Here is a 22,851-nt window from a genome sequence, read left to right as displayed (position 1 = left end):
GGCGCTTCAGCGGCTGTCAGGCGGGGCTCAGGTGGGCTCAGCGGGGGCTCAGGCGGGCTCAGCGGCGGCTCAGGCGACGGCTTCCGCGGCGGCTTCCGGACGAACGGTCCGCGAAGGACACACCGACCGCCGCGAGGCCGATCTGGATCAGCCACTCGATCCAGTCCACGCCCTTGGTGTCCGCGACGCCGAAGCCGTGGGCGATCGCCGCGCCGATGAAGGCGGCGACGATGCCAATGATGATCGTCAGCCAGAGCGCGATGTGCTGACGGCCCGGTAAGGCCAGCCGGCCGAGGATGCCGATGATCGCACCGATGATCAGTGCACTGAAAATTCCCGAAATCTCCATGATTTGCGGATGCCCCCAAGTGCCCGCCCCACACCTGCGGGTGGGGGGCGGGCCGGGGGCGGGTGGTCAGCGCACGTTCACGAAGTCCGGCGTACCGTCACTGTTGAAGTGCTTCGAGTCACCGAAGTACTGGATCAGCCAGACGCCGTCAGCGGTGGCCTTGCCCTTGAGCGTGGCCTTGCCGTGGGAGTCGGTCTTGCCGGAGGTGATGTATGTCCACTTCGTGGTGCCCTTCTTCTCGAAGAAGAGCTCCACGTGCTGACTCTTGTACACGGTCCAGGCGCTGGTTTTGTGCTCCTTGAGGACGCCGGTGACGGTCACCGTGGCGCCCTTGTTCACATTGGCGGGCGAGGCGTTGTTGGAGTAGACGTGGGTGTTGATGCGGTACAGCCGGACCGGCTTGCTGATGCTCTCGGCCAGTTGGTCGGAGGTGTAGTGGTGGACGCGGTAGTAGCCGTCCAGGTGCCCCCAGACGCCGATGCTGAAGGTGCCGTTGGTGTACTGCTGGGTGGCCGTGCCGAAGTCGCTCCAGCCGGTCTTGCCGTCCTTGGAGTACTCCAGGTGCACCACCTGGGGGGCGCTGACCGAGGAGTTCCGGTCGTAGCTGCGGACGAGGGTGCCGGTGGCGGTCACCATGCCGTTGGCGGCGATGGAGGTCTTCAGACCGGTGTACGAGGAGTCGTCGGGGAGGATGATCCCGCCGGACGCCCCGGGGCTGTCGAGGTAGGGGTCCGTGACGTCGGCCGTCCAGCGGCCGTTCTCGCCGGGCACCGCCGGGACGGCCGCGCTGAAGGCTCCGTTGGCGTCCGTGGTGACGGCGGTCTTGGTCGTACCGCCCCAGCTGCTGAGCTCCACGGTCACCTCGGCGCCCGCGACGACCGGGGTGGAGGTCGTGCCGCCGGTGTGGACGGTGCCGCTGACGGTCACCGTCTGGCCGGGCACGGCGCGCGTACGGTCGGCGGTGGCCGCGACGTACACCGTCCTCGTGGTGATGGCCGCGGTGCCGTCCGCGGAGGCCGCGCCGTGCACCTGGTCGGTGTCGGCGCTGAAGGCGGTGGTGAAGCCGGCCTCGCCGTCGAGGGTGAACGCGGGTGAGGTGAAGGTGCCGTCGGCCGCGGTCGTGGCGGTCTCGGCCGCCGCGGGGCCCGTCGCCGGTGATGTGTACTTACGGGTGACGGTGACCTCGGTGCCGTCGAGCGGCACCGTGTCGCCGCTGCCCGGCTGGATGCCGACGAGGGTGCCCGTGACGGCCGTCGACCGGTGGTCGAAGTCCAGGGCGGGCTGGGTGAGGGCGGTGCCGGTGAGTTCGGGACGCAGGGTGAAGTCCAGCGTGCCGGCTCCGGTCCGGGTGATGGTGTGGCCCTGGCCGTCCGTCGCCGTGACGTCGATCGCGTAGTGGCCGAGGTGCGGGACCGGGCCGCCGTCCTCCGCCAGCTTGAGCGGGTCGCCGGACGGCACCTGCCAGGTGTCGCCGGACTGGGTCAGCGCCAGCCCGTCGGCGATGACCGTGTCGCCGTCGCGGACCGTCGCCGTGACGGTGCTGAGCGGGTCGCTGGTGTCATCGGTCCAGACCGGCACGGTGAAGATGCCCCGCTGGGCGTCATCGGTGCGGGCGACGCCGATGCCGAGCGGCCCGGCTTGGACTTGGACGGCGAGGGCTGCCGGGGCGGTCGCGAGCCCGCCGCCGGAGAGGGCGGCCACGACGGTGAGCGTGGCTATGGTGCGAAGGCTGCTGGTACGCATGATGCGCTCCTTCCGGTTTCTAGCGGACGTTGACGTAGACGGTCTTGGACTCGCTGTAGAAATGCGTGGAGTCGGCGTTCAGGTACACGGCCCAGGTGCCGTCCCCGTAGTAGCCGTACTGGTCGCCCTTGAACGTGAACGAGCCGTTGGCACCGCTCTTGCCCTTGACGACCCAGTACCAGGTGTTGTCGCCCTTGGGCTTGAAGACCAGGACAAGGTTTGCGCCCTTGTAGCCCTTCCACGTACTGCCCGACTTGTACTGCAGCTTGCCGGTCGCGACGAACTTGGCCGACGCCTTCGGGTTGTGCGGCGTCATGTCGAAGGACGTGAACCGGGTGTCGGTGCGGTGCAGCCGCTTGGTGGCCGAGTTGACGGCCAGCATCGCGTCGGTCTCGGCGTGCGAGACGCGGTAGTAGCCGTCGATGTAGCCCCAGGCGGTGAGGGAGAAGGCGCACTTGCCCGAGGACGGGTATCCGACCGTGCCCTTGACGAGGGTCGACCAGCCGGTCTTGCCGTTCTTGGAGTACTGCAGCGCCACCGGCTCGTCGATGCAGGCGCCGCCCAGTTTGCCGGAGGCCTTCACCTGGCCGTACTGGTCGATCGACGCCGTGAGGCCGGAGATGGAGCCGGCGGTGGGCACGTGGACGTAGTTCTCGGCGTACGGGGAGTTCTCCAGGTACGCCGACGGCTTGACGTAGGTGCGGTGGTACGTCGACGTCGTCACCGTCGCCTTGTACGAGAAGGTGCCCGTGCTGTCCGACGTGCCGCTGCCCAGCAGGCCGGGCGTGGTGTAGCCGGTGGTGTCCGGGGTATCGGTGGTGGTGACCACCGGAGCCGCCGCGAACGGCTTCCAGCCGTCGGCGGTCAGCCGCTGGACGGTGCCGCCGACGGTGAAGGTCGTGCCCTTGTGCACCCGGGTGGCGCTCGGGTCGGCACTGATCCGGTACCTGGTGGTCTCCGCCGGGAGCGCGGGAAGTGACGTTCCTTCAGCGACGGTGGTGTCGGGGCCCGCCCCGACGACGACGGCGTCGCCGCCGCCGCTCAGCGCGCCCTTCGCGGTGACCGGCGCCGCGAAGGCACCGGTGGCGCCGGCCGTGGTGACCGTCGTCGCGGTGCTCACGGCCCCGGAGGGCCAGTCGACCCGGACCTGGGTGCCGGCGTCGGCCGGGCGGCTGGTGGCGGTCGCCGGGTCGAAGGTCGTCACCGTGCCGTTGAGCACGGCGGTGCGGTTGTCGAAGTCGGTGTGGTCACGGTCGAAGGACACCGCGGTGACACTGGTGTGCAGCCGGTAGTCCAGCAGACCGGAGGTGCCGTGGTCGGCGCCGGCCCAGTGCTGGACGGTGCCGCCAGGCAGGCGGTAGTCGACGTCGACCGGGTAGTCGCCGTACCCCGTGCCGGACGGCAGGCTGATCGGCTGCTCGGTGAGCCAGCCGCGCACGCTGTCGTAGTGCAGTGCGTCGGTCGAGGCGAGCACGGGCGCGTCGGCCGTGGCCGAGGCCCGGACGCTGATCTTGATCCAGAGTGCGTCACCGTCGTTGAGGCCGACGGACAGCGTGCCATCACCGTAAGTGGACACGCTGGTGACGTCGGCGTTGGCCGCGAAAGCGGCGGGTGCGGCGACGAGCGGCGTGACGGCCATCGCGGACGCGATGAACCATCCGGCTGCGGTCCGGAGGACGGCAGGCCGATATGTGCGCGATACGCGCATGTTCGAGACCCCCCACAGGTCAGAAGCGGCGTCAATAGAAGCGCCGGAGGCCGCATCCTAGCGGGGAGCTGTGACACCGCTGTGGCGGGGGTGGCGGGAGATGGCGGGAGATGGCGTGTGTGCGTCACAGCACGGGATCAGGGCGTCAGGGCGTCAGAGGGCGTTCCGCGCACGATCTACGCATGAGACGGGACGCCAGCACCGCCACGTCGTCCTGGGCGGGGCGGTTGACGAACCGGGACAGGATCTCGTCGACCAGGGTGCCCAGGTCCCCGCGCGGGGGGAGGCGCAGCCGGAGGCCGGTGAGGCGGGCGAGGGAGACGTCTATGTCCTCGCCCCGGCGCTCGATGAGACCGTCGGTGTAGAGGAGGAGGACCTCGCCGGGGAGACACGTCAGCTTGACGGGCTTGTAGCCGCCATGGCCGGTGCCCAGGGGCGGGGCGGTTGGCACGGGAAGGATGGAGGCCGTGGCGTCGTGCCTGAGGATGGCCGGGGGGAGGTGGCCGGCGCTGGCGTAGGAGCAGACACCCCGGGCCGGGTCCATGAGGGCGAGGGCACAGGTGGCGGGGCGGCTGGCCGGATCCTCGGCGATGAGCTGGTCGAGGCGGCGCAGGATGAGGTGGGGCGGGAGTTCGGAGCCGGCCACGACCCGGAGCATGGAGCGGTAGTGGCTCATGTCGACGGCGGCCTCGACACCGTGGCCCATCACATCGCCCATCGCCAGCAGCGTCCGTCCGTAGGAGAGCCGCACCATGTCGTACCAGTCGCCGCCGACCAGCGCGCTGTTGCCGGCCGGCAGATAGCGTGAGGCGACCTCGAGTCCCGGGTGCGGGGGGCCGGGTTCGGAGAGCAGGGCGCGCTGCAGCTCCAGGGCGATGCCGTGCTCGCGGGTGAAGCGGCGGGCGTTGTCGAGGCTGATCGCGGCGCGTCCGGCGAGGGCCTCGGCGGCGACGGCGTCATCGTCGGAGAAAGGCGGCGAGTCCCCGGTGCGGGTCATCGTGAGGGCGCCGAGCGACTCGCCGCGGGCCACCAGCGGCACCACGAGCGCGGAGTGGATGCCGGCGGCGCGGTAGTCCCGGACGCGGTCCGGATGCGGGGCGGCCGTGCCGAACTCGTCGTCCGAGACGAGGTTCAGCACTACCGGGCGGCCGGTTTTGAGACAGCGCGGGATCGCGGCACCAACCGGGAAGTCCACGTACCCTCCCAACGGCCCGAAGACCTTCGTCCACGTGCCCATCATCGCGGGCAGGGCGGCGATCGCCGCCCTGCGCATCCGCACGACGCCGTGCGGCGGCAGCCGCAGTCCGTCGGTCTCCTCCGGCGGGAACACCATCACTGTCGCCACATCGGCGAAAATCGGCACCAGGAACTCGGCGAGCTCACCGCAGGTCGTGTCCATGTCCAGACCGGTGCCGATCCGTTTCGCCGCCCTGTCCAGCAGCGCCAGCCGCGCCCTCGCCCGCTCCAGGTCCCGCTGCTGCAGCCGGGACGCACTCACCTCCAGCACGATCCCCACCAGGCCGAGCGGCCGCCCGTCGGCGTCCTCCAGACGGTGGTACGCGCCGTGCCAGTAGCGCCGCTCCAGCGCCGACGCCGCCCGCGTCTGCCCGCTCGTCGTCCACTCCCGCGACCGCCCGTCGGCGAGCACCTCCCGCATCAGGTCCTCGCCCGCGTCCACGTCCGGCAGCACCTCCGCGACGGTGCGGCCGATGTGCTCGGCGGGCGGTACGCCGTTCATCTCGGCCAACGCCGGATTCACGTAGCGGTAGCGCAGCCCCGTGTCCAGAATGCCCACCGCCGCCTGGCTGCCGTCCATAACCTGCTGCAGGACCCGTTGGTCCAGCTCCGGGAATGACCAGGCCTCGCAATGGCTCACCCGTGCGCCTCCTCGTCCCTCGTCTCCGTGTCTCCTCTTCTCCTCGGGGCCTTGTCGTCCGTCGCCGCCGCCCGCCTCCCATGTTCGGCCCGCGCACGGCACCCCGCATTCGGAGCAGTCCAGCGGGCGCGACTCCCGGTCCGGCCGCACGATGATCGAAAGGGCCGCCGCGTTGCGGCGCCGCTCTTCCCAACCGCCCCAAGGGGAGGACTTTCCGTGTCCGTCAGTCTCACGCAACTGCGCCGTTGTTCCATAGCCGTCGATCTCGGTGCCGCCAGAACCCGGGTATATCTCAAGGGCTCCGGGGTCGTCGTCGACGAGCCCAGCGTGGCCGCCGTCGACATCCGCAGCGGAGCACTGATAGCAGTGGGCGCACTGGCCGAGAAGATGACCGGCCGCACCCCCGACCACATCCGCGTCGTGCGCCCGGTGCAGAGCGGCATCGTGGTCGACGTCTCCATGGCCCAGCGTATGCTCCGCCAGCTCCTGGGCAGCCAGCTCCGCCGAGCCCGGCTCCGCAGGCCGCTGCCCATGCTGCGCGCCGCCGTCTGCGCCCCGCACGCCTGTGAGCCGCTCGCCCAGCGAGCGATCACCGAGACCCTCTATGGGATAGGCGCCCGCCGCGTCGAGATGGTCGACTCGCTCATCGCCGCAGCCGTCGGCTGCGGACTGCCGGTCGAGCAGCCCGAAGCCACCATGATCATGCTGTGCGGCGCCTCCACGACCCAGATAGCGGTCCTCTGCCTGGGCTCGATCGTCGCTGCCGAGACCGTCGCCGTCGGCGGTGAGGCCATCGACTACGCCGTCGTCCAGCACTTCCGCAACGAACACGAGCTCATGCTGCCCAGCCAGTCCGTCCGTCCCCTGCACCTCATGCTCAGCTCCCCCGACCCCCAGCTGCGCAGCACCGACGTCCAGGGCCGCGACGTCGCCAGCGGGATCGCCCGCACCGTCAGGGTCGACACCGATGGCGTACGCGAGGCCATCCGCATCCCCATGGCCGCCATCGTCGACGGCGTGGGAGCCGTCCTCCGCCACTGCCCGCCCGACCTGGTCGCCGACCTGACCGACCGCGGCATCATGCTGGCCGGCGGCAGCGCCCTGATGCCCGGCCTGGAGACCATGCTCCGACAGGGCACCCGCATGCCGGTCAGCATCGCCGAGCGGCCCGACATCTGCGCCGTGCGGGGACTGGGGGCCATGATGGAGGGCCTGGTGCTGCCCATGCACATCGACCCGCTTGCCGCGTAGCGCCCGCCCGCCCGCTGCGACCCGTCGGCAGGATCGGCGGGTCGGCGGGATCCAGCGGCCGTGCAACACATGGTTGGTTGAGTGACGCCGGGCGGGCAGTTCAGACAGCCATTCCGCGCGGGCGTCCGTCACCGGAGCTGTCCGGCCCGTACGCCGTAGCGGGATGGCGGGATGGCGGGATAGTCCGCCACGCCACCCGCGCCGAAATGGCCCCGCCCCCGCGTAACGGTCCAGGGCGGATTCCGGCGGTCGTGCGGCGACGAGGTGGTCGCGGGTGTGGGCGGGCAAGGGCGGCGTCCTTGGGGAAGCGCTGCTGCGGCAGGCCGTTGGTGCTCTCGTTGAGCCAACGCTTCCCGGTCACGGCGGGGGGACCGGACTTAGAGGCCGCCCCACCTATTCGCGCGGCCTCTTAGCGCTGTTTCTCTGCGCGCTCCACCAGGGCGGCGGCGTAGTCGGCGACCAGCTCGGGCTGGTCGACCGGGAGCCAGTGGCCGCCGTCCACATGGTGGATCTCCGCCGTGGGCACCCAGTCCGTGATCTCGGTCTGCCACGGCGGCCGGACGAACGCGTCCTGGTTGGGGGCCAGCACCTGCGCGGGCAGCTCCGCCCATCGTTTGCCGGGCCGCCAAAGCCTGGGCAGCACATTGGCACGGTAGAGCTTCAGCCCCGCGCGGTTGCGGGCGGCGAGCCCCGTGGCGTGCGGGACCCGGGAGAGCAGGTCGACCAGGCCCAGCAGGCAGGCCAGGTCCGCGACCCCGTAGAGGTGGAAGAAGGCCACGTACCAGGACGCCAGCGACTGCCGTGCGAACTTCGCCAGCCGAGCCGGACTCGGCCGCCGCAGCTGCTCCCGGTACCACCTGCCAGTATGGTCCAGGTCCGGCCCGGACACCGAGGTCAGCGACGCGAACCGGTGCGCCAGCTGCGGGGTGCTGACGGCGTGCCAGCTCTGCACCGAGCCCCAGTCGTGCGTCAGCAGATGCACCGGCACACCCGGGCTGACCGTGTCCGCGATCGCCGTGGTGTCGGCCGCCAGCTGCGGCAGGCGATAGGCGCTGGTCGGGCGCGGCGCCCCGGATTTGCCGGAGCCTCGTACGTCGTACGTCACTATATGAAAGCGTCCGGCCAGGCGGGATACGATTTCGTCCCAGACCCGGTGGTCGTTGGGGAAGCCGTGGACGCACAGCACCGTAGGTGCGGCGGGGTCCCCGTGTTCGTACACGGCCAGCCGCACACCGTCGGAGGCTGTCACCCAGCGTTGTGCCATGGCTAGAAACCATGGCAGCTTGCTGACGTGCTGTCTACTGCGCCGCGCGGCGTGGGCCGCCCGCCGTCGAGAGCTGCCGGGCGGCCGCGTCCGGGGCGGGCTTCTCCGGCCCGCCGCGCGGGCGACAAACCGCGCCAGGCACCATATGTGCATGGCCCAACCGCAAGAGCTCCACCGCCGGCTCGGCGTCCTCGACGCCGTCACGATCGGTCTCGGCTCGATGCTGGGAGCAGGAGTGTTCGCCGCGTTCGCCCCGGCGGCGCGGGTGGCCGGGTCGGGGCTGCTGGTGGGGCTGGCGGCGGCAGCCGTCGTCGCGTACTGCAATGCGATGTCTTCAGCACGGCTGGCGGCGCTGTATCCGGCGTCGGGCGGCACATATGTGTACGGGCGGGAGCGGCTTGGGCGTGTCTGGGGATATCTCGCCGGCTGGAGCTTCGTGGTGGGGAAGACGGCGTCGTGCGCGGCGATGGCGCTGACCGCCGGCTCCTATATATGGCCGGGACAGGAGCGCGCGGTCGCCGTGGCGGCGGTGGTGGCGCTGACCGCCGTCAACTACCTGGGCGTGCAGAAGGCGGCGTGGCTCACCCGGGCGATCGTGGCGATCGTGCTGGCGGTGCTGGCAGCGGTGGCGGTCGCCTCGTTCGCGGGAGGCAGCGCGCGGGCGGCACGGCTGGAGTTGGGCGGCGACGCGTCCGCGGAAGGGGTGCTGGAGGCGGCGGGACTGCTGTTCTTCGCCTTCGCGGGATACGCGCGGATCGCGACGCTCGGGGAGGAGGTCCGGGACCCGGCCCGGACGATCCCGAGGGCGATCCCGGTCGCGCTGGGGATCACCCTGGTGGTGTACGCGGCCGTGGCCGCCGCCGTACTGGCGGTGCTGGGCCCGGACCGGCTCGGGCATGCCGCCGCGCCGCTGGCGGAAGCCGTGCGCGCGGCGGGGGCACCCGGGCTGGCGCCGGTGGTGCGCGTCGGGGCCGCTGTCGCCGCGCTGGGCTCGCTGCTGGCGCTCATTCTCGGCGTATCGCGTACGACGCTGGCGATGGCACGCGACCGGTATCTGCCGACGGGCCTGGCGAACCTGCGCCATGCCGAACTCGCCGTCGGCGCGGTGGTGCTGGCGGTCCTGGCCACCGGGGCGGACCTGCGTGGCGCGATCGGCTTCTCGTCATTCGGCGTCCTCGCCTACTACGCGATCGCCAATGCCAGCGCATGGACGCTGCGGGCCGACGAAGGCCGCCTGCCCCGCGTCGTCCCGGCCCTCGGGCTGGCCGGGTGTGTGACGCTGGCCTTCGCTCTTCCGCCGTCGTCCGTCGTGGCCGGCATCGCGGTGCTGGCGGTGGGCGCGGCCGCGTACGGGGTGCGCGCGGCCCGCACGTAGGGCCTGCCCGGCCGGGCTCCGCGGGAGGGGATCCCTGCGACCGCAGGGAGGGGCGGAGGTGGTGGTACCTCCCTCACAGCGGTGGCTGGCGGAGACGGCGACGGCACCATCGTCGACCGACGACAACGACGCGTGTGCCGGTGCCGGGCGGCGCGACCGCCACGGCCACGCCGCGCCGGCGGCATATCGGCCGCAGAGGCCGGACATGCCGTAACGCCCCGGCGGCCCCGTACTCACCGCCCCAGGGCAGCCCGGTCCGCCGCCGCTGTGCCGTGCTCCCAGCCCTCGCCGTCCCGGACCCGGAGGCGGTGGGTGGTCGTCTCGGGGAACATCCGCTGGGCGGCGGCCCCGACCGCGACCTCGCGTGCGGCCAGTACGGGGAGCAGCCGGGGCCCGGCGGCCTCCTCCTCCGCCGCCGCCTCGGCCGCCGCCTCCCCGGTCGCGGCGGCCAGCCGCTCCCGGATCCGGCCGGCGTAGGCGATCAGGAAGGACTGCCGGAAGTTCTTCGACCGGGAACGGCCCCGGTTCAGCGCCTTGTCCGCCTGCACCAGCAGCGAGGTGTAGAGCAGCTCGACGGCTTCGAGGTCGGCCTCGTATCCGACGACCGTCGAGAATCCGAACTCCGACGACCACACCGCCTGGCACCGGTTCGCCGCCGCCACCGCGTCCAGCAGCAGCGCCTTCGCCCCCTCGTACGGCGGGTCCACCCCGACCCGCCGCGCCCCGGGGCCGTCCCCCGTCGCCCCCGCTCCGGCCGCTCCCGCGAGCAGCGCCTCGTCGATGCTGTGCCGCGCCATCAGGTGCTGCGCTTTCGCGCTGAGCGCTTCCGCCTCCTCCGGGAAGGCCGTCGACTCGGCCTTGGCGAGCAGCGCCCGGATCCGCCCCAGCATCTTGTGCTCACCGCCCCGGTGGTCCCCGGCGGGTACCGCCAGCGGCGTGATCCTCGGCAGCCGCCCCCACAACCGCAGCAGCTCCAGTACACACGTCGCCGCCCCGAACCGGTCGAGCCTCTCCAGCCGCAGGCCCCCGCCCCCGCTCAGCTCCTCGGCCGGCCGCACATGGGCCGCCCCCAGCTCGCGCCGCGCCATCCGTACCAGGTCCGCCGCCAGCCACCCCCGGTCCTCGCACGCCCGCACCACCCGCGCCGCCAGCGCCTCGGCCGCCGCCAGGCCGCCGGGCGCCGCCGCTATCACCGACGCCCCGGCGTCGACCGCCGCCTCAACGCCCCGGTCGGGGGCGTTCAGCGCCCCGAGGTACGCCGCCTCGACAGCCTGTGCTGTTTCGTTCATACGTGCTGCCACGCCGCCCAGCATCGCATCCGGCGCCGACCGCCCTCCCCCGGGCGGGGCCCCGTTGGGTCAGTGCGCGGTCAGCCGAGCTCGGCCAGGCGCCGTGCCGCGGGTGCGCAGCGGCTCTCGATCCACGTGGCCGCGACGGCGTCCTCCGGCGCGACGATGGCGGTCTCGATGCCGAGCTTGGCGTAGCCGGCCATGTCGTCGACGAACGCGTCGATGTCACCGTCCCGGATCGAGGCACCGACGTAGATCATGGTCTTGCGGATGCGGGAGTAGTCGCGTCCGGCCTCGTCGCAGTGCCTGCGCAGCACGTCGAGCTTGTGGGCGACCTCGGCCTGGGACGAGCCGAAGAGGTTGCAGGCGTCCCCGTACTGGGCGACCAGCCGGAGCGTCTTCTTCTCGCCCCCGCCCCCGATCATGATCTCGGGGCGCGGCGCGCTCACGGGCGGCGGCGTGCACCTGGTCTCGGCGAGTTGGTAGTGCTTCCCCTCGAAGGGGCCGTTGTTGTCCTGGTCCCACATCTGCAGACAGATGCGCAGCGTCTCCTCCAGGCGCTCGAAGCGCTCGGCGAGCGGCGGGAACGGCACGCCCAGGCCCTGGTGCTCGCGCTCGTACCACGCGGCGCCGATGCCCAGGGTCGCCCGGCCGCCGGAGAGGATGTCGAGCGTGGTGGCGATCTTCGCCAGCAGCCCGGGGTGGCGGTAGGTCGTCCCGGTGACGAGCACCCCGAGCCGCACCGAGGAGGTGTGGGCCGCGAGGTAGCCCAGCGTCGTGTAGCACTCCAGCATCGCGGCCTCGGCGCCGCCGTTGTGCTCCATCTGGAAGTAGTGGTCCATCACCGACAGCCAGCTCACGCCGGCTGCCTCCGCGGCCGCGCCGGCCGCGGCCAGCTCCGGCCCGAGACCGGCGGACCCCTGGGGGTGATCGAACTTGTTGATGTGTACACCCAGTCGCACGTGGGTCTCCGTCCGCGTCGTCGTCTAGACAGTCACGACGGTATGCCTTGGAGCGTGCTCCAGGTCAAGGCCGTCAGCCCTTGCCGGCGGCACCAAAGGCGCAGCCGGGAGGCGTCGAGGGTTATCCCGACGCATTGGCCCGACGCACAGATTTAACCTCCGACATCTTGTCATGTCCAGTTCTACGCGCGTAACTTGGGCCGACTTCAGGCTGAAGGAGACGAAACCGCCCATGGCCCACGCCCGAACGCCCAGACGCCGCATCGCGCTGATACCGGCCGCGATCGCCACCTCGCTCGTGCTGACCCCGCTCCCGGCGGCGTTCGCCGCGCCCTCCGCCACTGCCGTGATCTCCGAGGCGTACGGCGGCGGGGGCAACTCCAGCGCGACACTGACCCGCGACTTCGTCGAGCTGGCGAACCGCTCGACGACCGCATACCCCCTGGACGGCTACAGCGTCCAGTACCTGCCCGCCGCCGCGAGCGCGAGCTCGGCGTGGCAGGTCACGCCGCTCACCGGCGCGCTGGCGCCCGGCGGCAGCTATCTGGTCGCCGAGGCGGCGGGCAGCGGCGGTACGACGGCGCTGCCGACCGCCGACGCCACCGGCACGATCTCGATGGCGGCGGCGAGCGGCACGGTCGCGCTGGTGTCCGGCACAACAGCGCTGACCTGCAAGACAGCCGCGGACTGCACCGGCGACAGGCGGGTGGTCGACCTGCTGGGCTATGGCACCGCCGTGGTCAGGGAGGGCACGGCCGCACCGGCCGCGAGCAACACCACCGCCGTGGCCCGAGCGGCGAGTCTGGCCGACACGGACGACAACTCGGCGGACTTCACCGCCGCCGCCCCGGCCGCCGTCAACTCGGCGGGCGAGACGGCTTCCGGCGGTGACGGCGGAGGCCCGACGGGCCCGACCGAGCCGGGAGCGTTCCGGATCCACGATGTGCAGGGCACGACCCGGCTCTCACCGCTCGCCGGGCAGAAGGTGACCGGGCTGCCGGGCATCGTGACCGGCGTCCGTACGTCGGGCTCGAAGGGGTACTGGATCCAGGACCCGGCGCCGGACGCGGACCCGCGCACCAGTGAGGGCGTGTTCGTCTACACCGGCAGCGCCGCGCCGACGGTCGCGGTCGGGGACTCGGTGCTGGTCAGCGGCAAGGTCAGCGAGTACTACCCGAGCAGCACCGCCCAGTCCGTCACCGAGCTGAGCAGCCCCGCCGTCACCGTTCTCTCCTCCGGCAACGCGCTCCCGGCGGCCGTCACCCTGGACGCCTCGTCCATACCCGCCGAGTACACGCCCGCCGCCGCCGACGGCGGCAGCATCGAATCGCTCGCCCTGAACCCGACGACGTACGCCCTGGACTTCTACGAGTCCCTGGAGGGCGAGCGCGTCCAGGTCGACAACGCCCGCGTGGTCGGCGCCACCACCGCGTACGGCGAGGTATGGGTCACCGCCAAGCCCGGCGAGAACCCGTCCGTGCGCGGCGGCACCGTCTACGGCTCCTACGACCAGCCCAACACCGGCCGCGTCAAGGTGATGTCACTCGACCCCGCGAACCCCGTCCCGACCGCGAACGTCGGTGACACCCTCGCCGGCACCACCACCGGACCGCTGGACTACGACACCTACGGCGGCTACAACCTCCAGGCCACCGCCGTCGGCACGCTCACCTCCGGCGGCATCACCCGCGAGGTCACCAAGAAGCAGCGGCGCGACGAGCTGGCCGTCGCCACGTACAACGTGCAGAACCTGGACCCGGGCGACAGCGACGCGAAGTTCGCCCGGCTCGCCGAGGGCGTCGCCGTCAACCTCTCCTCGCCCGACATCGTCGCCCTGGAAGAGATCCAGGACAACAACGGCGCCACCGACGACGGCACCGTCGCCGCCGACCAGACCATAGTCAAGTTCACCGACGCCATCGTCGCGGCCGGCGGCCCCCGCTACGACTGGCGCTCGATCAACCCGGTCAATGACCAGGACGGCGGCGAGCCCGGCGGCAACATCCGCCAGGTCTTCCTCTTCAACCCCAAGCGGGTCTCCTTCACCGACCGCGCCGGCGGCGACTCCACCACCGCCGTCGCCGCTGTGAAGACCAAGCACGGCGTGCGGCTCTCCGTCTCTCCCGGCCGGATCGACCCCACGAACGACGCCGCCTGGGCCGACAGCCGCAAGCCGCTGGCGGGCGAATTCCGTTTCCAGGGCGAGAGCGTCTTCGTCATCGCCAATCACTTCGCCTCCAAGGGCGGCGACCAGCCGATGACCAGCCGCTACCAGCCGCCGGTGCGCAGCTCGGAGACCAAGCGCGTACTGCAGGCGGCAGAGGTCCATGACTTCACCGCCCAGCTGCTCGCGGCCGACAAGAACGCCAAGGTCGTGGTGCTCGGTGACCTCAACGACTACGAGTTCTCGAACACCGATGCCATCCTCACGAATGGTGGCGTCCTCACCGACCTGCTGACCACCCTCCCGGCCGACGAGCGCTACACCTATGTCTACGAGGGCAATTCCCAGACCCTCGACCACATCCTGACCAGCCCCGCACTGGACGACGTGGACTACGACGTGGTGCACCTCAACGCCGAGTTCGCCGACCAGGCCAGCGACCACGATCCGCAGATCGTACGGATCGACGTCAAGAACTGCGGCAAGCACCGGAAGTAGTACCGGGCGGCTGCTGGGCCCAGGGCCTGTCCGCCGGACAGGCCCTGGCACGCGTTTGGCCCAGCAGCGCTCGCAGGGCGGACGGCACCGCTGTAGACAGGCTCTGAGGGGGCGTAAGGATCACCAGCCTGTCAAGGAGCTCGCCGCAATGCGTCTGTCCCGCCGCTGGACCGCCTTCGCCGCCGTGGCGGCGGCGGTCGCCGCGCTCGCCGTGCCGGCCGCTACGGCCGCCTCTCCCGCTCCCACGCCGGGCACCAGGGCTGTCCCCGCCCCGTTGCTTTCCGTGCGGGACGCCATCCCGGGGGAGTACATCATCACACTCACGCCGGGCGCCGACCCGAAGACGGTCACCGACAAGGTGGGGGTGACGCCCCGTTACGTGTACCGGAGCGCCCTGCTGGGCTTCGCGGCGCCCCTGACCGGGCCGCAGCTCGCCACCGTACGGGGCATCAAGTCGGTCGCCGCCGTCGAGCAGGACTCGACGGTGACGGTCCCGCCGGAGGAGCGGATCGCTGCCCGCACGGTCCGTCGGGCGGGCCGCGGCACCCCGTGGGGCCTGGAGCGGATCAACCAGCAGGCGCCCAACCAGCACGGCTTCTCCGTCAAGTCGACCGGCGGCAAGGTCACCGCGTACGTCATCGACAGCGGCATCGAGTACACCCATCCCGAGTTCGGCGGCCGGGCCGTCCCCGGCACGGACCAGACCAACCCGGCCGGCAACGGCGAGGACTGCGCCGGTCACGGCACCCATGTGGCGGGCACCATCGGCGGTACGACGACCGGGGTGGCCCGGCAGGCGACGCTGGTCTCCGTCAAGGTCCTGGACTGTACGAACACCGGCCCCAACTCCGGCGTCATCGCCGGGATGAACTGGGTGGCCGCCAACGCCAAGAAGCCCGCCGTCGCCAATCTCTCACTCGGCGGCTACTACTCGCCGACCATGAACAGTGCCGTGGACGGCCTCGCCCGCTCAGGCGTCTTCCCGGTCGTCGCGGCCGGCAACGACAACGTCAACGCCTGCATCACCTCCCCCGCCAGCGCCTCCCAGGCCTTCACCGTCGCCGCCACCGACGAGAACGACCGCAAGGCGTCCTTCAGCAACTACGGCAGCTGCGTCAATCTCAACGCCCCCGGTGTCGGCATCACCTCGGCCTACCTGGACAACTCGTACGCCGACATGAACGGCTCCTCCATGGCCGCCCCGCACGTCACCGGCATCGCGGTCCTCTACAAGGCCACGCACGGCGATGTCCCCTTCGAGACCCTCAAGAAGTGGCTCGTCGACAACGCCACCCCCAATGTCCCGCTGGCCGCGCCCTGGGGCACGCCCCGGAAGCTCGCCTTCACCGGAGGGCTGTGACGTTTCTCCGCCGGTGGGTCACCGGGAACCTCCGAGGATGCCCCGGCCTTCAGGCCGGGGAGGAATCGGACTCCTGCGGAGCAGGGCAGGGAACGGGGTTTCGCCCCCAGGGCGAAAGACCGCCCACCCGGTCGGGTACACCGAGCGCCGTGCGTTGCGAGAACGAAGCGCGTAAACCGTGCTGATCGAGAGCCAAGACAGCACACGCACCTCCGAGCTTTGCTGTAGCGACCCAGGCTGGTTTCAACCCGGCTGGCGTTGATCGTGGAAGACCTGCTGGGTCGCTGACCCGCAGGCAGCGTGAGCCAGGAATCCCGCTGCTTCAACTGGGGGAGGATTCAATGCTGTCCATCATCCGCGGTCTGGTCTTCATGTTCGCCCCGCAGAAGTACTGGCGAAGCGGCATCCTGCTGGGCAGCCTCCGGTAGCGCCTCGCTCCCCAGGGTCTGCTCGGCCCAGATGGTCTTGCCGGCGGGGGTCTGCCTGCTGCCCCAGCGCTGGGTGAGCTGGGCGACCAGGAGCAGGCCCCGGCCGCCTTCGTCGAAGATACGGGCCCGACGCAGGTGGGGGGCTGTGGAGCTGGCGTCGGAGACCTCGACGATGAGGGTGGCGTCATGGATGAGACGGAGCTGGATGGGGCCGCCGGCGTAACGGATGGCGTTGGTGACGAGCTCGCTGACGACGAGCTCGGTGGTGAAGGCGACCTCGCCCAGGCCCCAGGTCGACAGCTGCTCGCTGACCTGTTTGCGGGCCTCGGCGACCACGGCCGGCTTGGCCTCCAGGTCCCAGATGGCGACCTGCCCGGCGTCCAGCGCCCGGGTGCGGGCGAGGACCAGGGCCATGTCGTCGACCCGGCGATTCGGCCGGAGCTCGCGGATTACCTGTTCGCAGAGGTCCTCCAGTGAGGACCCGGGGTCCTGGAGGGTGCGGCGCAGCAGGCCGAACCCGTCGTCCATGGAGCGCTCGGCGGACTCGACGAGGCCGTCGGTGTAGAGGGCGAGCAGGCTGCCCTCGGGAAGCTCCACCTCGGCGGACTCGAAGGGCAGGCCGCCCACGCCGAGCCGCGGCCCCTGCGGTAGGTCCAGGAAGTCGGCGGTGCCGTCGGGGCGCACGACGACGGGCGGGGGGTGCCCGGCCCGGGCGACGGTGGCTCGGCGGGAGACGGGGTCGTAGACGGCGTAGAGGCAGCTGGCGCCGACCTCGCCGACGTCACCGGCGAGGCGGCCCGCGGTGTCCTGCTCGCGGTCCAGGCGCAGCACGAGGTCGTCGAGCTGGGTGAGGAGTTCGGCGGGCGGCAGATCGACGTCGGCGAGCGTGCGGACCGCGGTGCGCAGGCGTCCCATGTGGGCGGAGGCATGGATGCCGTGGCCGACGACATCGCCGACGACGAGCGCGACGCGGGCGCTGGAGAGCTGGATGACGTCGAACCAGTCACCGCCGACGCCTGCCTGGGAGTCGGCGGGCAGATAGCGGGAGGCGACCTCGACAGCGGCCTGGCGGGGCAGGCGCTGCGGGAGCAGACTGCGCTGGAGGGCCAGGGAGGTCTTGCGCTCACGGGTGAAGCGGCGGGCGTTGTCGATGCTTACGGCGGCTCGCGCGGTGATCTCGTCGGCCAGGAGGAGGTCGTCCGAGCTGAAGGGATCCGGGGTGCGATGGCGGATGAAGAAGGCCATGCCGAGGGTGGTGCCACGGGCCCGCAGTGGCACGAACATCAGCGAGTGCACGCCTACTTCCTTGGCCGCGCGGGCGCGGATCGGGTCGTTCGCGATCCATCTGCGGATCACCGGGTCGCCGACCGAGTGCCGGGTGGCCCGGCCGCTGACGACCGCGCGGGCGATGTAGTCGGGGTAGCTGTGCGTGCTGCCCACCGCCACCACCGATTCGGGGGCCCCGTCCAGGACCGACTGGTGCGCGGTCCGGCGCAGCTCGACCGGTTGCCCGTCGGCGGGCGGCGCGGGCTCCTCACCCTGCAGTACGGACTCGAACAGGTCGACGCTGACGAAGTCGGCGAGTCTCCCGGCGGAGGCCTCGGCCAGCTCCTGGGCGGTGCGGGTGACGTCGAGGGTGCTGCCGATGCTCTTACTGGCTTCGTTGAGCACGGCGAGCCGCTCGCGGGCCCGCAACTGCTCGGTGGTGTCGAAGACGGCGGCGGATACGCCGTGGACCCGGCCGGTCTCGTCCTTCAGCGGGAAGAAGTACATCGTCCAGGCGTGCTCGCGGGTGTCGCCGGGGGCGCGGGCGTAGGTTTCCAGGCGTACCGTCTCGCCGGTCCGGATCACCTGCTCCTGAAGCCGGTCGTACTCGGCGAAGGCCGGCAGTGGCATGAAGTCCTTGAGCCGCTTGCCGACCAGCTTGTCCATGGGCATGCCGATCTGCCGCCCCATGGCGTCGTTCGCCTCCACCAGCCGCGCCTCATGGTCGTAGACCGCCAGCGGGATGGGTATCTGGGCCAGCGTCCAGTCCCGCAATTCGGCGGCCGAGGCCGTGCCGGTGCCGTCCGGCCTTTGGGCCGGGTCTGCTTCCATACCTGCCTGTCTCTCGCCCACACCGCGCCCCGGCCCGGGTCCTCCGCAGGTCCGGAATACACGGCTCCACCCTCTGCATCCTCCCTCTCCCGGGCCCCGGAGACCACCCCAGAACGGCCAATCCGGTATTCATCACCCCCAGGCCGATCTTCCCTGGGAGGCACTTTCAAGCCCCTCCGCCGATCGGGCACCGCGCAGCGCGGGCGCACCCGTGCGCTCCGTGACAACTCCATCACCACGGCGCACAGCCCTGCACACCGCCCATGAAGTCCTGGCGCGTGCGACGGCTTTGCCAGGTGCATGTTCGCGCCAACCAACACCCAGAAATGGTCAATTCAGCCATTTGATCAGGTGGTTAATCGACACATCCGCAATTGAGAGTAATGGTGGACGGACGTCTTCCGTTGGCCGAAAAATCACCTTCCGGCCGGTACACAGGAGGCCAGGCATGCCGCCGACAAGGAGAAGAAGAGCATGACGGACTTAGCGGATACCGCGCGCGCGGAAACTCGAACACCAGTTCAAGAATCACCGCAGACACCGGTGCAAGCCCTGGCCGTCAAGCCCTTTTACTGCCCGATAGCCCCTGCCGTACATCCAGGTGAACGCGCATTCGATACAGCGTCCATCGCGTGGATGTTCCAACACGGCCTCGACACCGACCACCGGCAGCGCCAGCGTCTCGCGCTCTGCGACTTCGGCGGCCTCACCGCCAAGACCATGCCCTACGGCCAGTCAGCCCCGCTGACCCTCATGGCCAAGCTGCACTCGGTGCTCTTCTCGCTCGACGACGGCCTCTGCGACGAGGTCGGTGCCACCGCACACGGCCTCGCCCATGAGACCCAGCGCATCCTGCGCGCCCTGGAGGCCCCCGCTCCCCAGTGGCCCGATGACACCCCATGGGCCGCCGCCCTCCGCGAGATCCGGCTGGAGCTCGCCCAGCACGCCACCCCGAGCCAGGTCCGGCGCTGGACCGAGGGCATGCGCACCTACCTCTCCGGCCTGGTCTGGGAAGCGGCCTGCCGCCACGATCCTGTACTGCCGTCGCTCAACGACTACGTCACGATGTGGATGCGCGCGATCGGCATGGCGCCGTCCACGACAATGATCGACATAGTGGGCGGCTTCCAGGTCTCCGACCACGACCTGGAGCGGCCCGAGGTCCGCGCCCTCACCGAGATGACCTGGACCCTGGTCAGCTGGGACAACGACTTCTACTCCCGCAACAAGGAGATCCTGCGCGCCGAGGACCACCTCAACCTTGTCGACGTCCTTGTCCACGAGCGGGGCCACGAAGCGGCCTACGCCCTCGAAGAGGCCAATATGATGCGCGACCGCGTCATGGTCCTCTTCCTCCGGCTCCGCGAGCAGGTCCTCCCGACCGCCAACGACGTTCTCCGCCGCTACCTCGACGGCCTCGCCCAGTTCGTCCGCGGCCACCTCGACTGGGCCCAGGTCTGCGCCCGCTACGCCGACGGCATACCCTCGGGCACCGGCTGGTGGAAGCCGAGCCCCTACGACGACAGCCTGGAACCGTTGCCCATCCCGACCATCGCCTGGTGGTGGGACCAGCTGAACCGCTAGCGCGGTGCCCGGTCCTCAAACGCCGGACGGGCTGGATTGCCCGCGCGTCAGCGCGTCAGTGGCGGCGCAGGCTCCGCAGCAGCCTGACCCACCACGACCTGCGCAGCTGCGGCTCGCTCACCCCCGCCACGGCGACAACCGCGGCATCCGGAAGGGGCGCCCCGGCCGTGGCGACGGTGAGCGGGAGTTCGGTCTGGCCGGTGGTGCCGCCCTGGGCGATGGCACGGTGGGGGCTGAATTCCACCGGCAGGGCGACGAGGTGCCGGGACATGATGGAGGAGACCCAGCGCAGTTCGCCCTCGGGGACGGCGAGCCGGAGATCGGGCAGCCGTGCGAGCAGGGCGTCGATGCCGGTGTCGGCGATCGCGCGGGCCATGTCCTGGCCGGGGCATTCGTGGGGGCCGCCGCTGAAGGCGAGGTGCGAGCGGTTGCCGTGCACGGGCACCGAGAGATCGGGGCGGATCTCGGGGTCGACATTGCCGGCGGCGAGCCCGGAGATGATCAGGTCGCCCTTGCGGATGGGCTTGCCGCCGAGCTCGGTGTCGCCGGTGGCCCAGCGGCCGAGGAGGGTGATGAAGGGCGGCTCGTCCCAGAGCACCTGCTCCAGCGCGTCCGGGAGGGTCATGTGGCCGCCGGCCAGATTGGCACGGAAGCGGTGGTCGGTGAGCACCATCCGCAGGGTGTTGGTGATCAGGTTCGCGGTGGTCTCGAAGGCGGCGATGAGGACCAGCCGCAAGTGCTGCTCCAGCTCCTCGTCGCTGAGCTCGGAGTGGTGGGTGATGAGCCAGGTGGTGAAGTCCTGGGCGGGCTTCTCACGCTTGTTCGCGACCGTCTGCCGCAGCGTCATGACGACGTACTCGTTGCTGGCGACGGCCGTCTCGGTGCCCTTGAGCATGTCGCGGGCGGCGGAGACGAGACGGGGGCCGTACTCGTCGGGCATGCCGAGCAGCTGCGTCATGGCGAGCATCGGCAGGTGCTCGGAGAACTGGCTGACCAGCTCGGCCCGGCCGTCGGCGGAGAACTCGTCGACCAACTGGTTGGCGAAGCGGGTCACATGGCGGCGGATACCGCGCCGGTCGAACCGTCCCATGGACTCGGTGATCGCCTTGCGGTACCGCTCGTGCTCCTCGCCCTCGGTGAGGTTGGCGATCGGCTGCCAGGTGGTGAGGGGGGCCAGCGGGTGGTCCGGCGGGACCTTCCCCTCCTGCATCTCGCGCCAGTGCCGGGAGTCCCGGGAGAACCGGGACGGTGTGCGGGCGAGCTCCATGTTCTCCCGGTGGCCGAGCACGATCCAGGCCGGGATGTCGCCGTTGACCAGGACCGGGGCGACCGGGCCGTGTTCGGCGCGCAGCCTCTCGTACAGCCCCATGGGGTCGGTCTCGGCCTCGTGCCCGAAGAGCCGTCGCAGACCGCCGGGGCCCAGGCCGTGCGCGGGGCAGCCGGGGGGCGGGGCGGCGGAGGCCGCGGGCGTGGGGCCGACGGCGCTGTCGGCGTCGGAGGAGAACGAGGGGGAGGTCACGATGTGGGCTCCGGAGTCACGGCGAGGGAGTGGAGATAGCGCATCAGCGTCATCAGCACGTCACGGCTGGACGAACGCAGCCGGGCGTCACAGTTGACAATCGGTACATAAGGCGGCAGGTCCAGGGCCGCCCGCAGGTCCTCGAAGGGGTAGCCGGGCGCCTCAGCGAAGGTGTTTATCGCGACGACGAAGGGCACACCGCGCTCCTCCAGCCGCCCGATGACATCGAAGCTGACCTCCAGGCGGCGGGTGTCGACGAGTACCACCGCGCCCAGGGCGCCCTCGAACAGGCCGTTCCACAGAAACCAGAAACGCTGCTGGCCCGGTGTGCCGAACAGATACAGCACCAGCTCCTCGTTGAGGCTGATCCGTCCGAAGTCCATCGCGACCGTCGTCGCGCTCTTGCGTTCGATGCCGACGGTGTCATCGACACCGACGCCGGCCTGGGTCATGGTCTCCTCGGTGGTGAGCGGACGGATCTCGCTCACCGAACCGACCAGGGTCGTCTTGCCGACCCCGAAGCCGCCCACGATCACGACCTTCACCGCGGCTGTGGCCGATGACGGCAATATGTCCTCGGTCCGCGGCCCCACGACCGTGTCGGTCACGCCGACGGTGTCAGAGCTTTTGAAGTCCATGCATCACCGCCTCCAGCAGTGCAGCGTCAGGAAGTAGGGCGGGCGGCACCGGCGCGCGGGCCACCACCTTTTTGTCGCCCAGCAGATCGGCGAGGAGTACGGTCACCACGCTGATCGGCAGGCACAGATATGCGGAGATCTCGGCCACCGACAGAGGGGAGTGGCACATCCGTACGATCGCGGCGTGTTCCGGCTGCATCCCCGGCCGGGGCCCCGACTGGGCCACGATCAACGTGACCAGGTCGAGACCGGCATCCCCGCCGGAGGCACTGCGCCCCCCCGTGATCACATACAGCCGCTCGGGATCGTCCTCCCCCCACCCCGGGTCCGAATCACTCATGCAACCTGCCCGTCGCTACGCGGTGGGCTGCTGAGGTGTTCACCGATCCGGGCCACCAGGTCGCGCATCCGCGCTCCGATCAGCCCGGCGTCAACCCCGTCGTCGGCCAGTACCGCCAGATACGCTCCGGCGCCGGCCGCCATCAGGTAGAAGAGGCCGCCGGTGACCTCGATCACCACCAGCCGCATCCGACCGTCGCTGCCCGGGAACTCGGAGGCGACCGCGACCGCCAGGCTCTGCAGCCCGGCACAGGCCGCCGCCAGACGGTCGGCGCTGTCGGTGTCGGCGCCGTACTGGGCCATCCGCAGGCCGTCCGCCGACAGCACCACCACCTGACGGGTCTGCGGAACGCTCTCCGCCAGGTCCTTGAGCATCCAGTCCATATTGGCCCGCTGCTGCATCACGG

17 protein-coding genes are annotated in these 22,851 nt (G+C 71.0%); 5 read left to right on the top strand and 12 right to left on the bottom strand.

The features are described from left to right. Positions 1-58: 58 nt before the first annotated feature. The 4 genes from FCI23_RS32780 to FCI23_RS32765 form a co-directional block, all read right to left on the bottom strand. On the bottom strand, positions 59-349 hold the full coding sequence (locus tag FCI23_RS32780) for a GlsB/YeaQ/YmgE family stress response membrane protein (protein ID WP_136727653.1): 291 nt from the start codon (positions 347-349) through the stop codon (positions 59-61). Positions 350-415: 66 nt separating this feature from the next. Beyond that, the gene (locus FCI23_RS32775; protein WP_136727652.1) at positions 416-2,092 is read right to left on the bottom strand and encodes a hypothetical protein; all 1,677 of its coding nucleotides are present in this window, start codon (positions 2,090-2,092) and stop codon (positions 416-418) included. Positions 2,093-2,111: 19 nt separating this feature from the next. Further along, on the bottom strand, positions 2,112-3,731 hold the full coding sequence (locus FCI23_RS32770; protein WP_136727651.1) for a hypothetical protein: 1,620 nt from the start codon (positions 3,729-3,731) through the stop codon (positions 2,112-2,114). 214 nt (positions 3,732-3,945) lie between these two features. Next, positions 3,946-5,616 carry a SpoIIE family protein phosphatase gene (locus FCI23_RS32765; RefSeq protein ID WP_136727664.1) on the bottom strand — a complete coding sequence of 557 codons (1,671 nt, stop codon included), beginning with the start codon at positions 5,614-5,616 and terminating at the stop codon, positions 3,946-3,948. Between the two features lie 276 nt (positions 5,617-5,892). On the opposite strand from FCI23_RS32765, the gene FCI23_RS32760 reads away from it, so the two are divergent. After that, a complete protein-coding gene (locus FCI23_RS32760) occupies positions 5,893-6,927 on the top strand; it encodes a rod shape-determining protein (RefSeq protein ID WP_136727650.1) in 1,035 nt (344 codons plus the stop codon). Positions 6,928-7,336: 409 nt separating this feature from the next. On the opposite strand, the gene FCI23_RS32755 is transcribed toward FCI23_RS32760, so the two are convergent. Beyond that, positions 7,337-8,191, bottom strand: a complete 855-nt coding sequence (locus FCI23_RS32755; RefSeq protein ID WP_136727649.1) for an alpha/beta fold hydrolase — start codon at positions 8,189-8,191, stop codon at positions 7,337-7,339. Between the two features lie 151 nt (positions 8,192-8,342). Between FCI23_RS32755 and FCI23_RS32750 the strand changes: the two genes are divergently transcribed. Beyond that, a complete protein-coding gene (locus FCI23_RS32750; RefSeq protein WP_211265542.1) occupies positions 8,343-9,566 on the top strand; it encodes an APC family permease in 1,224 nt (407 codons plus the stop codon). 233 nt (positions 9,567-9,799) lie between these two features. Here the strand turns inward: FCI23_RS32750 and FCI23_RS32745 are convergent, their stop codons facing one another. Together FCI23_RS32745 and FCI23_RS32740 are read right to left on the bottom strand one after the other, a co-directional pair. Next, the gene (locus tag FCI23_RS32745) at positions 9,800-10,855 is read right to left on the bottom strand and encodes a DUF2786 domain-containing protein (protein WP_136727663.1); all 1,056 of its coding nucleotides are present in this window, start codon (positions 10,853-10,855) and stop codon (positions 9,800-9,802) included. Between the two features lie 80 nt (positions 10,856-10,935). Further along, a complete protein-coding gene (locus FCI23_RS32740) occupies positions 10,936-11,817 on the bottom strand; it encodes an LLM class F420-dependent oxidoreductase (protein WP_136727647.1) in 882 nt (293 codons plus the stop codon). Positions 11,818-12,049: 232 nt separating this feature from the next. On the opposite strand from FCI23_RS32740, the gene FCI23_RS32735 reads away from it, so the two are divergent. Together FCI23_RS32735 and FCI23_RS32730 are read left to right on the top strand one after the other, a co-directional pair. Continuing rightward, positions 12,050-14,479: an endonuclease/exonuclease/phosphatase family protein gene (locus FCI23_RS32735; RefSeq protein WP_136727646.1), complete on the top strand. Its 2,430-nt coding sequence runs from the start codon at positions 12,050-12,052 to the stop codon at positions 14,477-14,479. Positions 14,480-14,627: 148 nt separating this feature from the next. Continuing rightward, positions 14,628-15,839 (top strand): S8 family peptidase, encoded by a 1,212-nt coding sequence (locus tag FCI23_RS32730; protein WP_136727645.1) that lies wholly within the window; start codon positions 14,628-14,630, stop codon positions 15,837-15,839. Positions 15,840-16,177: 338 nt separating this feature from the next. Here FCI23_RS32730 and FCI23_RS32725 read toward each other — a convergent pair whose 3' ends face one another. Then, on the bottom strand, positions 16,178-18,364 hold the full coding sequence (locus tag FCI23_RS32725) for a SpoIIE family protein phosphatase (protein ID WP_136727644.1): 2,187 nt from the start codon (positions 18,362-18,364) through the stop codon (positions 16,178-16,180). Between the two features lie 636 nt (positions 18,365-19,000). On the opposite strand from FCI23_RS32725, the gene FCI23_RS32720 reads away from it, so the two are divergent. After that, positions 19,001-19,948, top strand: a complete 948-nt coding sequence (locus FCI23_RS32720) for a terpene synthase family protein (RefSeq protein WP_136727643.1) — start codon at positions 19,001-19,003, stop codon at positions 19,946-19,948. A 55-nt stretch (positions 19,949-20,003) separates the two neighbouring features. Here FCI23_RS32720 and FCI23_RS32715 read toward each other — a convergent pair whose 3' ends face one another. Genes FCI23_RS32715 through FCI23_RS32700 form a run of 4 tightly spaced genes read right to left on the bottom strand, consistent with a single transcriptional unit; the run spans position 20,004 to position 22,846 of the window. Continuing rightward, positions 20,004-21,467: a cytochrome P450 gene (locus FCI23_RS32715; RefSeq protein ID WP_407646062.1), complete on the bottom strand. Its 1,464-nt coding sequence runs from the start codon at positions 21,465-21,467 to the stop codon at positions 20,004-20,006. Continuing rightward, positions 21,464-22,105 (bottom strand): GTP-binding protein, encoded by a 642-nt coding sequence (locus FCI23_RS32710; RefSeq protein ID WP_136727642.1) that lies wholly within the window; start codon positions 22,103-22,105, stop codon positions 21,464-21,466. The genes FCI23_RS32715 and FCI23_RS32710 overlap by 4 nt, the downstream gene beginning before the upstream one ends. Then, the gene (locus FCI23_RS32705; RefSeq protein WP_136727641.1) at positions 22,086-22,445 is read right to left on the bottom strand and encodes a DUF742 domain-containing protein; all 360 of its coding nucleotides are present in this window, start codon (positions 22,443-22,445) and stop codon (positions 22,086-22,088) included. Before FCI23_RS32705 ends, FCI23_RS32710 begins: the two co-directional genes overlap by 20 nt. Beyond that, a complete protein-coding gene (locus FCI23_RS32700; protein ID WP_211265544.1) occupies positions 22,442-22,846 on the bottom strand; it encodes a roadblock/LC7 domain-containing protein in 405 nt (134 codons plus the stop codon). Before FCI23_RS32700 ends, FCI23_RS32705 begins: the two co-directional genes overlap by 4 nt. Positions 22,847-22,851 lie beyond the last annotated feature (5 nt).

Origin of the sequence: Actinacidiphila oryziradicis, assembly GCF_005047355.1 — a bacterium.
GTDB classification, from domain to species: domain Bacteria; phylum Actinomycetota; class Actinomycetes; order Streptomycetales; family Streptomycetaceae; genus Actinacidiphila; species Actinacidiphila oryziradicis.
Note: the sequence above shows the minus strand (reverse complement) of the source record. Positions and strands in the feature narration are given on the sequence as shown.

Bases quoted from the DNA above. Each gene is read 5' to 3' on its own strand.
- FCI23_RS32780 (WP_136727653.1), bottom strand. From the start codon at position 349: ATGGAGATTTCGGGAATTTTCAGTGCACTGATCATCGGTGCGATCATC.
- FCI23_RS32775 (WP_136727652.1), bottom strand. From the start codon at position 2,092: ATGCGTACCAGCAGCCTTCGCACCATAGCCACGCTCACCGTCGTGGCC.
- FCI23_RS32770 (WP_136727651.1), bottom strand. From the start codon at position 3,731: ATGGCCGTCACGCCGCTCGTCGCCGCACCCGCCGCTTTCGCGGCCAAC.
- FCI23_RS32765 (WP_136727664.1), bottom strand. From the start codon at position 5,616: ATGGACGGCAGCCAGGCGGCGGTGGGCATTCTGGACACGGGGCTGCGC.
- FCI23_RS32755 (WP_136727649.1), bottom strand. From the start codon at position 8,191: ATGGCACAACGCTGGGTGACAGCCTCCGACGGTGTGCGGCTGGCCGTG.
- FCI23_RS32750 (WP_211265542.1), top strand. From the start codon at position 8,343: ATGGCCCAACCGCAAGAGCTCCACCGCCGGCTCGGCGTCCTCGACGCC.
- FCI23_RS32745 (WP_136727663.1), bottom strand. From the start codon at position 10,855: ATGAACGAAACAGCACAGGCTGTCGAGGCGGCGTACCTCGGGGCGCTG.
- FCI23_RS32735 (WP_136727646.1), top strand. From the start codon at position 12,050: ATGGCCCACGCCCGAACGCCCAGACGCCGCATCGCGCTGATACCGGCC.
- FCI23_RS32730 (WP_136727645.1), top strand. From the start codon at position 14,628: ATGCGTCTGTCCCGCCGCTGGACCGCCTTCGCCGCCGTGGCGGCGGCG.
- FCI23_RS32725 (WP_136727644.1), bottom strand. From the start codon at position 18,364: ATGGAAGCAGACCCGGCCCAAAGGCCGGACGGCACCGGCACGGCCTCG.
- FCI23_RS32720 (WP_136727643.1), top strand. From the start codon at position 19,001: ATGTTCCAACACGGCCTCGACACCGACCACCGGCAGCGCCAGCGTCTC.
- FCI23_RS32710 (WP_136727642.1), bottom strand. From the start codon at position 22,105: ATGGACTTCAAAAGCTCTGACACCGTCGGCGTGACCGACACGGTCGTG.
- FCI23_RS32705 (WP_136727641.1), bottom strand. From the start codon at position 22,445: ATGAGTGATTCGGACCCGGGGTGGGGGGAGGACGATCCCGAGCGGCTG.
- FCI23_RS32700 (WP_211265544.1), bottom strand. From the start codon at position 22,846: ATGCAGCAGCGGGCCAATATGGACTGGATGCTCAAGGACCTGGCGGAG.